10 protein-coding genes are annotated in these 12,944 nt (G+C 71.9%); 7 read left to right on the top strand and 3 right to left on the bottom strand.

Translation table 11 applies throughout. From position 1 onward, the window contains the following. Positions 1–42: 42 nt before the first annotated feature. Positions 43–1,362, top strand: coding sequence for a glutamyl-tRNA reductase (locus tag B4915_RS11100; RefSeq protein WP_105805889.1), 1,320 nt, complete (start codon positions 43–45; stop codon positions 1,360–1,362). Positions 1,363–1,454: 92 nt separating this feature from the next. On the opposite strand, the gene B4915_RS11095 is transcribed toward B4915_RS11100, so the two are convergent. Then, positions 1,455–2,561 carry a hypothetical protein gene (locus B4915_RS11095; RefSeq protein WP_181158560.1) on the bottom strand — a complete coding sequence of 369 codons (1,107 nt, stop codon included), beginning with the start codon at positions 2,559–2,561 and terminating at the stop codon, positions 1,455–1,457. Positions 2,562–2,707: 146 nt separating this feature from the next. Between B4915_RS11095 and purL the strand changes: the two genes are divergently transcribed. Next, positions 2,708–5,041: a phosphoribosylformylglycinamidine synthase subunit PurL gene (purL, locus tag B4915_RS11085; protein WP_105805886.1), complete on the top strand. Its 2,334-nt coding sequence runs from the start codon at positions 2,708–2,710 to the stop codon at positions 5,039–5,041. A gap of 22 nt (positions 5,042–5,063) precedes the next feature. Here purL and B4915_RS11080 read toward each other — a convergent pair whose 3' ends face one another. Both B4915_RS11080 and B4915_RS11075 read right to left on the bottom strand, forming a co-directional pair. Beyond that, positions 5,064–5,690, bottom strand: a complete 627-nt coding sequence (locus tag B4915_RS11080) for a class II aldolase/adducin family protein (protein WP_105805885.1) — start codon at positions 5,688–5,690, stop codon at positions 5,064–5,066. Positions 5,691–5,802: 112 nt separating this feature from the next. Then, entirely contained in the window at positions 5,803–6,519 is a 717-nt protein-coding gene (locus B4915_RS11075) for a GntR family transcriptional regulator (protein ID WP_105805884.1), read from the bottom strand. 216 nt (positions 6,520–6,735) lie between these two features. Between B4915_RS11075 and mtnA the strand changes: the two genes are divergently transcribed. From mtnA to mtnK, 5 genes are all read left to right on the top strand, one after another. Beyond that, positions 6,736–7,785 carry an S-methyl-5-thioribose-1-phosphate isomerase gene (gene mtnA, locus B4915_RS11070; protein WP_105805883.1) on the top strand — a complete coding sequence of 350 codons (1,050 nt, stop codon included), beginning with the start codon at positions 6,736–6,738 and terminating at the stop codon, positions 7,783–7,785. Positions 7,786–7,832: 47 nt separating this feature from the next. Next, the gene (locus B4915_RS11065) at positions 7,833–8,933 is read left to right on the top strand and encodes a substrate-binding domain-containing protein (protein ID WP_105805882.1); all 1,101 of its coding nucleotides are present in this window, start codon (positions 7,833–7,835) and stop codon (positions 8,931–8,933) included. Positions 8,934–8,993: 60 nt separating this feature from the next. Then, positions 8,994–10,520, top strand: coding sequence for a sugar ABC transporter ATP-binding protein (locus B4915_RS11060; protein WP_105805881.1), 1,527 nt, complete (start codon positions 8,994–8,996; stop codon positions 10,518–10,520). Position 10,521: 1 nt separating this feature from the next. After that, the gene (locus tag B4915_RS11055; protein ID WP_105805880.1) at positions 10,522–11,565 is read left to right on the top strand and encodes an ABC transporter permease; all 1,044 of its coding nucleotides are present in this window, start codon (positions 10,522–10,524) and stop codon (positions 11,563–11,565) included. 111 nt (positions 11,566–11,676) lie between these two features. Then, the gene (gene mtnK / locus B4915_RS11050) at positions 11,677–12,900 is read left to right on the top strand and encodes an S-methyl-5-thioribose kinase (protein WP_105805879.1); all 1,224 of its coding nucleotides are present in this window, start codon (positions 11,677–11,679) and stop codon (positions 12,898–12,900) included. Positions 12,901–12,944: the final 44 nt, after the last annotated feature.

The raw sequence follows: 12,944 nt of genomic DNA, 5'->3' as shown, positions 1-12,944 counted from the left end.
CCGGGCGCGGCTCCCTGCCGGGATCCCGACCCCGAGAATGCCATGCTGCTCTGCCTCTCCGTCGACCACCGGCACGCCGACCTCGCGCTGCTGGAACGCATCGAGCGCCGACTCGACTCGGTCACCGCCGCGCTCAGCGACGGGGCGATGAGCCGCGGGGCCGTGGTGCTCGCCACCTGCAACCGCTTCGAGGCCTATCTCGACGCGCCCGGGCTCGCCCCCGAGCGCGCGCTCGACGGGCTGGCGCAGGCGGCGGGCATGGCGCCGGAGGAACTCGACGGTGCCGTGTCGGTGCATCGCGGAGACGAGGTCGCCGCGCACCTCTTCGCCGTGTCGAGCGGCCTCGAGTCGGCGGCGGTGGGCGAGGGCGAGATCGCCGGCCAGGTGCGCCGGGCCATCGACGCCGCCCGCAGCACCGGCACCTCGACCACCGAGCTCGAGCGGCTCTTCCAGCACGCGGCGGTCGTGTCCAAGCGGGTCAAGCACCGCACGGGGCTGCAGCGCAAGGGGCGCTCGCTCGTGCAGCTCGCGCTCGCGATGGTCGACAGCCGCGTGGGCGACTGGACCTCTGCGCGCGTGCTGCTGATCGGCACCGGCGCCTATGCCGGAGCCAGCCTCGCGGCCCTGCGCACGCGCGGGGCGCGGCACATCGGCGTCTACTCCCCCTCGGGACGCGCCGAGGCCTTCGCCGCCTCGCACGGCATCCGCCCGGTGCCCGCCGGCGCCCTCGACGCAGAGCTCCGCGCGAGCGACCTCGTCGTGGCCTGCAGCAGCGTGCACGAGCCGCTGCTCACCCGGGAGCGCTTCGACGAGACCGTGACCGCCGGAAGCCCGCCGTTCTGCGCCCGGTTCCCCGGGCTCGCGAACGGCTCGCTCACCGCTGCGGCAGCGCCCACGCGTCCCCGGCTGCTCATCGACATGGGCCTGCCGCGCAACATCTCCCCCGACGTCACCGGCGTCCCGGGGGTCGAGCTGCTCGACCTGGAGACCATCGCCCTGCACGCCCCCATCCCGGAACTCGGCGCGGAGCTCGAGGCCCGCGACATCGTGCGCACCGCGGCCGCCGAGTTCGCGGCGGTGCGCGCCGAGCGGGAGGCGGTGCCGGCGCTCCGCGAACTGCGCGCCTACGTCGACGGCATCCTGAGCGAGGAGATCGCGCGGATGCGCCGGCGCGGCGCGGCGGGCGCCCCCGGGACGGACGCGACGACCGGCGGAGACGCCCGCTCGGACGAGCTCGAAGCCGCGCTCCGCCACCTCACCGGGCGGCTCCTGCACCGGCCCAGCGTGCGCCTGCGCGAGCTGGCGCGCCAGGGCCGCGCCTCGGAGGGGCTCGACGCCGTCACGGCGCTCTTCGCCGACTGAGACCCGCTCGCGTTCCTCGCCGGAACGGCCGCGGGCTCCGGTCCCCGTCGCAGACGGAGAAGCCGGAGCCCGCGAGCGGACGGCGTGAGCCCTCAGGGACGGCCGTGGCCGAGCACCGAGAAGTCGGGCTGGCCATCGGGCCCCGCGGGCAGCGGACGGCCGTCGGGGAAGGTCGGCCACGGCAGCAGGGGCCGTCCCCCCTGGGGTGCCGGTGCCTGCGCCGGTGCCTGCGGCTGCGGCTGGGACTGCTGCGGCAGCGGCGGTGCCTGGAGCTGCTGCGCGACATAGGGCGGGCCGGCAACCGGGCCGACGCCCCCGCGGGCACGCGCGGCCTCGCGCGCCGCCTCGCGCGCCTCCGAGCCGTAGGACCAGCGCAGGAGCAGCGTGATCGACAGGCCGAGAGCCGTGAGGATGAGCAGCGCGGTCGCGATCTTCCAGTAGAGATCGGGCACGTGCAGGCCGAAGGCGTCGATGCCCACCGGAGCGGTGAAGAGGATGCCCGAGAGCACCGCGAGGACGCTCGTGACGAAGGCGAAGCGCGTCACCACGGCGCTCAGCTTCGCGCCCATGGTCAGCAGCAGCTGGCAGCACAGGATCACGAGCCGGGTGACGAGGATCACGAAGACCGACTTCCAGAAGATCTCCCACATGAGCGTGTAGCGGTCGTATCCCGTCATCCAGATCACGATCAGCAGCAGGCCCAGGATGTAGGCGTTGGCGATCAGCGCGACGGGCGCGTACCACTCCGACTTCTGGCCCCGGCGGGTGTCCAGGGCGGTGAACAGCACGAACACGGCAAACAGCACGAAGGTCGAGAAGACCCGCTCGAACTTGCCCTCGAAGTCGCCGATGAACAACAGCGAGATCGAGGCGAGCGTGAGCCCGGCGAGCAGCACGATGCTGATCTTCAGGAACGTCGAGAGGCGGGGGCCGGAATCACCGGCGCGCCCCTCGCCGGGCTGCGGGCCGCGCGGCGCGGCGGGTGCCGCGGGGGCCGCCCCCCGCTCACCGGCTCCGCCGTGCGGCGCCGCCGCCTCCGCGGCCTGCCGGCCCGAGCCCTGGGCGCCGGGCTGCCGCCCGGCGGCGTCGGCGGCGTGTCCGGGCGGGGGCGGGGGCAGCGTCACGGGCTGCTGGGCGTTCTGCCCGCCCGCTTCGGCGGGGGCGTCGTGACCGGCTGCGTTCGTGTTCGGATCGCTCATGCACCCAGTCTTCCGTGTTCGCCTGAGAAACGCTACCGACCGTGCGGGCGCTGCGTGCGCCCGCGCGGGAGCGCGTAGACTGGATGCACGTATGTCCGGCGTGCGCTGCCGCCGGTTCCGATCCCGAACCACGGAGCACATCGAGCGTGACTGACACCGCTGCACCCACCGCCGGCCCCCGCCCCGACACCGTCGCCGACGCGGTCGCGACGCCCGACAAGGAGCAGCCCTACGGTGCGCTCGGCCTGAAGCCCGACGAGTACGAGCGGATCCGCGAGATCCTGGGCCGCCGCCCCACCTCGGGCGAACTCGCGATGTACTCGGTGATGTGGTCGGAGCACTGCTCCTACAAGTCGTCGAAGATCTACCTGCGCCAGTTCGGCAAGAAGGTCAACGACAAGATGCGCGAGCGTCTGCTCGTGGGCATGGGTGAGAACGCGGGCGTCATCGACATCGGCGAGGGCTGGGCGGTGACCTTCAAGGTGGAGAGCCACAACCACCCCTCCTACATCGAGCCCTTCCAGGGCGCCGCGACCGGCGTCGGCGGGATCATCCGCGACATCATCTCGATGGGGGCGCGGCCCGTGGCCGTGATGGACCAGCTGCGCTTCGGAGACATCGACGACCCGGACACGGCGCGCGTGGTGCACGGCGTCGTCGCCGGCATCTCGTCCTACGCGAACTGCCTAGGACTGCCCAATCTGGGCGGCGAGACCGTCTTCGACGGCGTCTACCAGCAGAACCCGCTCGTCAACGCGCTCGGCGTCGGCGTGCTGCGCCACGAGGATCTGCACCTCGCCAACGCCTCGGGCGCCGGCAACAAGGTCGTGCTGTTCGGAGCGCGCACCGGCGGCGACGGGATCGGCGGCGCCTCGATCCTCGCCTCCGACAGCTTCAGCGAGGGCGGGCCGACGAAGCGCCCGGCCGTGCAGGTGGGCGATCCCTTCGCCGAGAAGGTGCTCATCGAGTGCTGCCTGGAGCTGTTCCGCGGCGAACTGGTCGAGGGCATCCAGGATCTCGGCGCGGCGGGCATCTCGTGCGCGACCTCCGAGCTCGCGGCGAACGGCGACGGCGGCATGTTCATCGAGCTGGACAGCGTACTGCTGCGCGACCCCTCGCTCACCGCCGAGGAGATCCTCATGTCGGAGAGCCAGGAGCGGATGATGGCGGTCGTGGCGCCCGAGAAGCTCGACGCCTTCCTCGCCGTCACCGAGAAGTGGGACGTGGAGACGAGCGTGCTCGGCGAGGTGACCGACACGGGCCGTCTCGTCATCAACTGGCGGGGCGAGGAGATCGTGAACGTCGATCCTCGCACGGTCGCCGTCGACGGACCCGTCTACGAGCGTCCCGTCGCCTATCCCGCGTGGATCGACGCGCTGCAGGCGGACGGCGTGCGCGCCGCGGGGCTCGCCCGCGCCGCCTCGGGCGAGGAGCTGCGCGCGCAGATGCTCGCCGTGGCCGGCTCGCCCAACCAGGCCTCGGTCGAGTGGATCACCAACCAGTACGACCGCTACGTCCTCGGCAACACGGCGCTGACCTTCCCGGACGGCGCGGGCATGATCCGCGTCGACGAGGAGTCGGGCCTCGGCGTCGCGATCTCCACGGACGCGAACGGCCGCTACTGCCAGCTCGACCCCTACGTGGGCTCGCAGCTCGCGCTCGCGGAGGCGTACCGCAACGTCGCAGCCTCGGGCGCCGTGCCCACGGCGGTGACCGACTGCCTGAACTTCGGCAGCCCGGAGAATCCCGAGGTGATGTGGCAGTTCTCGCGCTCGGTGGAGGGCCTGTCGGACGCCTGCCTCGCGCTGGAGGTGCCCGTCACCGGCGGGAACGTCTCGCTCTACAACCAGACGGGCGACACTCCCATCCACCCGACGCCGGTGGTGGGCGTGCTCGGGATCATCGACGACGTGGCGCGCCGCGTGCCCTCGGGCTGGCAGGACGAGGGCGAGCACCTCTACCTCCTCGGCGTGACCCACGACGAGCTCGACGGCTCGGCCTGGGCGGGCACCGTGCACGAGCACCTGGGCGGCCGTCCGCCCGTGGCAGACCTCGACGCGGAGCGCAGGCTCGCTGAGCTGCTGCACGCCGCGAGCCAGGGCGGGCTGCTCTCGGGCGCCGTCGACCTCTCCGAGGGCGGGCTGGCGCAGGCCCTGAGCGATGGCGCGCTGCGCTTCGGCGTAGGCGCGCGGGTGTGGATCGACGAGATCGTGTCGCGGGACGGGGTCGACGACACCGCCGCCCTGTTCTCGGAGTCGCAGGCGCGAGTGCTCGTCGCCGTGCCCCACGAGGAGGACGTGAAGTTCCGCGGGCTCTGCGAGGGACGCGACTTCCCGGTGCTGCGGATCGGCGTGACGGACGGCTCGGGCGAGGGCGCCGCGATCGAGGTGCAGGATCGCTTCACCCTGCCGCTCGCGGAGCTCGCCGCCGCCTCGCGAGGCACCCTGCCGGCGCGCTTCGGCGCGGTCGTCGGCGCGTAGCCCGGCGCGCCCCGGGCGCGGCTCAGGCGTGCTCGGGGCGGTGCTCCTCGGGGAAGCGGGTGTCGGTGTCGCCGAGCTGCAGGGCGAGCGCGGTGACTCGGGCGGCGTCTTCGAGGTTCAGCGCGCGGCGGAACGTCATCTCGACGCTGTCCCCGACGACGGTGCAGCCGTGGTGCTGCATCACGACGCAGTCGTGATGGGCGAGCTCCGCGGCGGCGGTGTCGGCGAGCTCCTCGGAGCCATTGGGGTAGAACGGCGTGATGCCGATCGATCCGACGTAGAAGGCGTGGTCGAGGGTGAGCAGCCGGATCTCGGCGCCGATCGAGGCGAGCAGCACGGCGTGCCGGGGGTGCAGGTGCATCACGTAGCCGGCATCGGGCCGCGCCTGGTAGGCCCGCTGGTGCAGCCGCCACTCGCTCGACGGCTTCGGGTTGCCGGCGAGCACGCGGCCGTCGAGGTGCATGACGCTGAAGTCGCCGGGGGTGAGCCGGTCGAGCCAGGTCGCTGAGGCCGTGACGACGAAGCGCTCCTCGTCGAGCCGGGCCGAGAGATTGCCGGCGCTCGCGAGCACCAGCCCGCGGCGCACCGCATCCTCGCCGACCCCCGAGAGCTCGGAGATCACGGTGTCTTCGCGTGCGGTGGCGGGCATCGACGTCCTTTCGTTCGGTCCTCTCATCCTGCCAGATCGACGTTAGTTGTCAAACAACTAGCGAGCGGAGTTCGGTCCTCGCGGGTGACGGCGGTGGTGGCGGCCCGCGCCCTCAGTGGGAGCGGCGGATCGTGAAGGCGTACCGCCCCTCCAGGAAATAGCTGCGCGAGTAGAGCAGCGCGCGGTCCGCACGATCGTAGTGGACCTGGTCGAGCAGCACGTAGAGCGCCGGCCGCCCCACGGGCCCGTCCCAGCCGATGCGGTCGGAGTGGACGGCGTGGACCTCGGCGACCGCGTGGTGGGGGTGCATGCCGCGGCGCTCCCGCAGATAGGCGAACAGCGACCCCTGCACCTCCTCGGGATCCGCGCCATCGGGGAAGACGCCGATCGGCATGAGGTCGTAGGAGTAGGCGACCACTTCGCCGTCGGCGAGGATCGTGCGGCGCAGCTCCAGCGCCTGGGCGTCGCCCGAGAGCCCGAGCTTCTCCGCCTCGTCCGGCAGGAGGGGCCTGATGACACGGCCCTTGTAGATCATCCCCGGCTCGCGTCCCATGCTGCGGATCGACTCCGTGATCGAGTCGAGCTGCTCGAGCCCAGCCGTGACGGAGGGGCGCTCCGCCACGAAGCTGCCGACGCCGTGCTGGGTGTGCACCAGGGCACTCGTCTCGAGCTCCTTGAGCGCGGCCCGCACGGTCGGGCGCGACACCCCGAAGCGCTCGGCAAGGCGGGTCTCCGGAGGGAGCCTCGCCCCCTCCGCGAACTCGCCCGAGATGATCGCCGCCCGGAGACCGTCGGCCACGAGGGCCACGCGCGATCCCGCTTTCGCCATGCCTCTCTCCTTCGCATCCCGGCGCCGAGGGCCGCCGGCTCGCCGGGGCCGCTCGCGCTCCGCACGGCCGAATGCCCGCGACCCCTTCAGTGTAGAGCCTCCAGGATGACAGCCGAATGTTACAAGTATTGACAACTTGTCAGTCAACCGGTTACCGTTCTCTCACGGATCGCGCAGCGCGATCCGACGCCGCCGTCGGAAGGAAACACGATCGACATGATCCGCGCAATCGAATGGGTGGACGCCGGAGCCGACTCCCACATCCGGCTCATCGACCAGACGCTCCTCCCCGCGGAGGAGACCTTCCTGGAGGTCGGCGAGGTCGCGCAGCTCATCGACGCGATCCAGCGCCTCGCCGTGCGCGGCGCTCCGGCGCTCGGCGCCGCCGGAGGCTACGGCGTCGCCCTCGCACTGCTCGAAGGCTCGCGCAGCGGCTGGAGCGCCGAGGAAGTCGACGCCGCCATCGCCTCCATCGCGAACGCGCGGCCGACCGCCGTCAACCTCGCCTGGGGCGCGGGCCGCGCGGGCCGCTTCCGGGCCGAGGGCTTCGAGCGCGTCCTGGCCGAGGCCCACGCCATCGCCGCGGAGGACGAACGCGCCAACCGCGAGCTCTCGCGCCTCGGCGCGGACTGGCTGCTCGACCGCATCGGCCACCGTCCGCTGCGCGCGATCACCCACTGCAACACCGGTGCGCTCGCCACGGCGGCGTGGGGCACGGCCTACGGCATCCTGCACGAGCTCCACGACCGCGGCATGCTCGAACTGGTCTACGCCGACGAGACCCGGCCCCTGCTGCAGGGCACCCGGCTCACCAGCTGGGAGCTGCACCGCGACGGGATCCCCCACCTCGTGCAGGTCGACGGAGCGGCGTCGAGCACGATCCTCCGCGGCCTCGTCGACTTCGCAGTGATCGGCGCCGACCGCATCACCGCCGACGGCGACACCGCCAACAAGGTGGGCTCCGTCGCTCTGGCGCTCGCGTGCCAGCGCCGCGGGATCCCCTTCGTCGTCGCCGCCCCGCACTCCACCGTCGACCCGGGCACCGCGACCGGCGACCTCATCGAGATCGAGGAGCGCGGGGACGAGGAGGTGCTCGCCTTCGGCGGCGTCACCGTCGCCACGCCGGGCGTGCGCGCCTTCAACCCGGCCTTCGACGTCACGCCCCACGACCTGATCTCCGCGATCGTCACCGAGCGCGGCGTCGTCGAGCCGGGCTCGCAGCCGCAGCCGCTCTTCCGGGCGGACTCCGAGACCGTCGCCGCGTAGACCACTCCGAACACCACACCGAAACACCTTCCGAAGGGAACGCAAGGATGCGCAAGAACACCACGGTCGCGGCGCTGGGGGCCGCGACCATCTTCACGCTGGCGCTCGCCGGCTGCACGCAGGGAGACACCGCGGCCCCGGCCGCCTCGAGCGACTCGGGCAAGGTCGCGGAGGCGACCGCCGACGCGCCGGCGCCGTTCGACCAGGACGGCGTCAAGATCGCCATCGTGCAGCAGTCCGGCCAGGGCGACTACTTCCAGCAGTACCTCAACGGCACCCGCCAGCAGGCGGAGGCGCTCGGCGTCGAGCTCTCCGTCTTCGACGCGCAGGGCGACAACGCCACCCAGGCCTCGCAGCTGGAGCAGGCGATCTCCTCGGGCGTCGACGGGATCATCGTGCGGCACGGGCTGCCCGACACGCTCTGCGAGGGCGTGAACCAGGCGCTCGATGCGGGCATCACCGTCGCGATCTACGACGTGGAGATCCAGGAGTGCGCGCCCGAGGCCGTGCAGACGCAGCAGTCGGACGCGCTGATGGCCTCCCTCGTGCTCGACCAGATGGCCGAGGACATCGGCACCGGCGCGGAGGTCGGCTACGTCAACTACGACGGCATCGCCCCGCTCGACCGCCGCGACGCCGTGTGGCAGGAGTACCTCGCCGAGCAGGACTGGACGCAGAAGTTCAAGACCGGCAACTTCACCAATTCCTCGGCCACCGACACCGCGCCGATGGTGACCGCGGCCGCCCAGGCGAACACCGGCGTCAAGGCCATCTACGCCCCGTACGACGAGTTCACGAAGGGCACCCTCACCGGCCTCGACCAGGTGCCCGGCACCGAAGACGTCCTCGTCTACGGCGCCGACATCTCCACCGCCGACATCGAGCTCATGACCGCCGAGGGCAGCCGCTGGGTCGCCACCGGCGCCACCGACCCGAACGCGATCGGCGCGGCCGTCATGCGCACCCTCGCCCTGAAGATGGCGGGCGAGCTGGAGGAGGACAGCGTCGACTTCCCGCCGATCCTCGTGACCCAGGACATGCTCCGCGAGAACGACATCAAGAACATGGACGACCTCCGCGCCGCTGAGCCGAAGCTCAACATCTCCGAGGTGTCGAGCGCCGACTGGATCCCGGTCGTCTCCTTCTGAGCCCATCACGCGGGCGCCGGCCTTCGCGCCGGCGCCCGCCCCTAGCTGGAGTGTGCACGCATGCATTCGACGGACACCGCCCAGGCGCCGGCACTGCGCCTCGTCGGACTCACCAAGAACTTCGGGGCGAACCGGGTGCTCAAGGGCGTCGACCTCGACCTCGTGCCCGGCACCATCACGGCGCTGCTCGGCGCGAACGGCGCCGGCAAGTCGACCCTCATCAAGATCCTCGCCGGCGTGCACGAGCCCAGCGGCGGCGAGCTGCGGCTGGGCGGCGAACCCGTCGATCTCGGCTCGCCGATGGCCGCGGCCCGCGCTGGCGTGCGCACCGTCCACCAGCGCATCGACGACGCGATCGTGCCCGGCCTGAGCGTCGCCGAGAACCTCCTGTTCGAGGACATCGCACTCAAAGAGGTGCGGCCCGTCGCCTCGCTGCGCTCGCTGCTGCCGCGCGCCCGCAAGATCGCGGCAACGCTCGACCTCGACTGGGACGACGCCTTCCTGCGCCAGGACGTGCACGAGCTCGGGATCGCCGACTGCCAGATGCTGCTCCTCGCGCGCGCCCTCTCGACCACGCCGCAGGTGCTCATCCTCGACGAGCCCACCTCGACGCTCTCGCAGAACGAGGCCGAACGGCTCTTCTCCGTCGTCGCGCGCCTGCGGGACCGCGGTGTCGCGATCCTCTACGTCTCGCACCGGCTCAGCGAGATCAACGCGCTCGCCGACCGGCTCGCCGTGCTGCGCGACGGACGCATCGTGAACGCCCAGCACCTGCCCTTCGATCTGCAGGAGGCCGTCACCGCGATGCTCGGCGAGGGCGTCCTCGCCGATGCCGCCGAGCTGGAAGAGCTCCACGGCACCGGCACCATGCTGAGCATCCGCGACCACCGCATCTTCCCCGAGAGCTCCCCCGTGGACGTCGACTTCGCCGCGGGCGAGGTGACCGGCATCATCGGGCTCATCGGCTCCGGCAAGACCGAGCTCGCCGAGGCCGTCTTCGGCGCCCGGCGCTCCGCGAGCGGCAGCATGACGCTCGACGGCGAGCCCTTCGCGCCGCGCGACCCCAAGCAGGCGATCGGCCGCGGCGTCTACCTCGTGCCCGAGGACCGGGCCGCCCAGGGCATGCTGCCCGGCTGGTCGCTCATGCGCACCCTGTCCCTGCCCTTCCTCAGCGACTTCCTGCGGAACGGGATCCTCTCCCCCCGGCGCGAGCGCGAGGCCGGGGCCGCCGCGATCGACCGGTTCTCGGTCGTCGCCACCGGACCGGGCCAGTCGGTCGACGCGCTCTCCGGTGGCAACCAGCAGAAGGTGATGGTCGCCCGCTGGATGCAGCGCGCCCCGCGCGTGCTGCTCCTCGACGAGCCTTTCCGCGGCGTCGACATCGGCGCCCGCCGGGTCATCTCGCACCGCGCGCGCGAGCAGGCGGCGGCGGGCTCCGCGGTCATCATGATCTGCAGCGACGTGGACGAGGTCCGCGAGATCGCAGATCGCATCATCGTGCTGGTGGAGGGGCGGATCACGCTCGACGCCCGCGCATCCGACATCACCAACGAACAGATCATCCAGAGCATGACGGAGGTGGCCTGAGATGGCCGATACGACCGCAATCCCCGCGCAGGTGCGCCTCTCCACCGGCGACCGCGTCCGCGACATCGTCGTCAAGTACGGCTTCCTCGCCGTCACCGTGATCGCCTTCGCCTTCTTCGCGCTCACCGAGCCCGCCTTCGCCACCGCGAACTCCATGTTCTCGATGCTGAAGTTCGCCTCGGTCACCGCGATCCTGGGCCTCGGCGTCATGTTCAGCATGATCGTCGGCGGGCTCGACCTCTCCATCGGCTCGGTCGCGGGACTGAGCGTGCAGCTCGCCGCGATGACGATGGTCTTCTACAACCTGACGGCCGGGATGGCGATCACCTTCGTGATCGTCGCCGGGCTCGCCGTCGGGCTGCTCAACGCCTTCCTCATCGTGGTCTGCAAGATCCCGGACCTGCTCGCGACGCTGGGCATGATGTTCGTGATCCAGGGCGCGAAGATGATCCCCGTCTCCGGGCAGTCCGTCTCCTCGGGCATGACGCTCCCCGACGGGACCGCCGCCCCCGGCAAGTTCGACCCCGCCTTCCTGCTCATCGACCGCGGCACGGTCGGACCGGTCCCGATCCCCGTGATCGTGATGATCGTCCTCGTCACGGCCTGCTGGTTCGTGCTCACCAAGACCTCCTGGGGTCGCATCCTCTACGCGATCGGCGCGAACCCCGAGGCGGCGCGCCTGTCGGGCATCCGCGTCGGCTTCCACCGCGGCGCCGCCTACGTGGTGTCCTCCGTGTTCGCCTCGATCGCGGGCATCATCCTCGTGGCGCGCATCGGCCAGGGCGACGTCAACGCGGGCGCCTCGAGCCTGCTCGAGGCCGTGGCGGTCGCGCTGGTCGGCACCTCGGTGCTCGGCCTCAACAAGCCGAACGCCTGGGGCACCCTGCTCGGCGCCGTGCTCGTGGTGATCGTCCTCACCGGCATGACGATGATGGGCTTCGAGTACTTCTACCAGGACACGGCGAAGGGCCTCGTCGTGATCGTCGCCCTGCTGTTCTCCTTCACGCTGTCGCGGAAGAAGGTCCGGTACACGCCGGCGACCTGACCCCGGGGGCCGCCTGCGGCGCGGCCCCCGCCCCGCTCTTCCCGAGGTGAGCGGCGACCGGCGCTCGGATCCGGTCCCCCGCCGCGGACCCACACTCCAGAAAGGTCACCCATGTCTCACGAGTACGCCTTCCTCGACGCCGGCAACATCGCCGACTACCTGCGTTCGCGCGCCGAGCTGCGGGATCGCATCGACGCGGATCGCATCGCCTCCATCCGCGAGATCGGCGACGGCAACCTCAACCTGGTCTTCCACGTCGTCGACGCCGAGGAACGCGGGATCATCCTGAAGCAGGCGCTCCCCTACGTGCGCATGACGGGGGCCGGCTGGCCGATGACCCCCGAGCGGGCGGCGCGGGAGGCCGACTCGCTGCAGGCGCACTTCGCGCTGACGCCCGAGCTGGTCGTCGAGACGGTGCTCTACGATCCCGAGCGCTACATCCTCGCGCTCGAGGACCTCTCCGACCACTCCGTGTGGCGCGACGCGCTCAACCGCTCGGAGCAGCACCTCGACGTGGCGCGACGACTCGGCGCATACGTCGCCGCCGTCGCCGTGGGCACCTCGATCCTCGGCCGCGATCGCGGCGAGATCGCGGCGCGCATCGCCGAGACCCAGAACCCCGAGCTGTGCACCATCACCGAGGACCTCGTCTTCACCGAGCCGGTGTTCGACATCGGCCGCAACGAGGTGCTGCCCGAGAACGCCGCGGACGCCGCGGAGCTGGCCGCTGACCGGGCCTTCGCGGGAGCGATGGCGGAGGCGAAGTGGCGCTTCATGACCCAGGCGGAGGCCCTGATCCACGGCGATCTGCACACCGGCTCGGTGATGGTGCGGGGCGCGAGCGGGGCGGTTGCCGAGTCGGTGAAGGTGTTCGACTCGGAGTTCGCCTTCTACGGGCCCGTCGCCTTCGATCTGGGAGCCCTCTTCGCGAACTACGCCTTCGCCGCCGCGCGCGCCACCGCGCTCGGCGAGTCCGAGCGCGCCGCATGGGCGCTGTCACTCGTCGCAGAGACCTGGCGCGCCTTCGAGGCCGAATACCTGCGTCGCGCGGCCGACTGGCACGAGACCCGCCTCTTCGACGCCGCCTTCGCCGCGGCCCGGCTGGAGCGCATCCGCTCCGAGGCCTTCCTCTTCGCCTCGGCGAAGATGGCGCGGCGCATCGTCGGCGCGGCGAAGGTGCGCGATATCGAGACGCTGGAGCCCGGACTGCGGGCGCCCGCCGCTCGCGGCGTGCTGCTGGCCGCCCGCGCACTGGCCGCGAACTGGCGCGAGGTGCGGGACGTCGAGCAGTTCGCGGAACTGACCGGGGAGCATCTGCTGGGCGGCGGCCGCTGAGCGGCCCCGAGGGCCTCGCACAGGGGGCGGCGCGCTGCGGCGCG

This window comes from Leucobacter massiliensis (genome assembly GCF_002982315.1).
GTDB lineage: Bacteria > Actinomycetota > Actinomycetes > Actinomycetales > Microbacteriaceae > Leucobacter > Leucobacter massiliensis.
Note: the sequence above shows the minus strand (reverse complement) of the source record. Positions and strands in the feature narration are given on the sequence as shown.

Coding starts and splice junctions, on each gene's coding strand:
- B4915_RS11100 (WP_105805889.1), top strand. CDS start 43: ATGCTGCTCTGCCTCTCCGTCGACCACCGGCACGCCGACCTCGCGCTG.
- B4915_RS11095 (WP_181158560.1), bottom strand. CDS start 2,561: ATGAGCGATCCGAACACGAACGCAGCCGGTCACGACGCCCCCGCCGAA.
- B4915_RS11080 (WP_105805885.1), bottom strand. CDS start 5,690: ATGCCCGCCACCGCACGCGAAGACACCGTGATCTCCGAGCTCTCGGGG.
- B4915_RS11075 (WP_105805884.1), bottom strand. CDS start 6,519: ATGGCGAAAGCGGGATCGCGCGTGGCCCTCGTGGCCGACGGTCTCCGG.
- mtnA (WP_105805883.1), top strand. CDS start 6,736: ATGATCCGCGCAATCGAATGGGTGGACGCCGGAGCCGACTCCCACATC.
- B4915_RS11065 (WP_105805882.1), top strand. CDS start 7,833: ATGCGCAAGAACACCACGGTCGCGGCGCTGGGGGCCGCGACCATCTTC.
- B4915_RS11060 (WP_105805881.1), top strand. CDS start 8,994: ATGCATTCGACGGACACCGCCCAGGCGCCGGCACTGCGCCTCGTCGGA.
- B4915_RS11055 (WP_105805880.1), top strand. CDS start 10,522: ATGGCCGATACGACCGCAATCCCCGCGCAGGTGCGCCTCTCCACCGGC.
- mtnK (WP_105805879.1), top strand. CDS start 11,677: ATGTCTCACGAGTACGCCTTCCTCGACGCCGGCAACATCGCCGACTAC.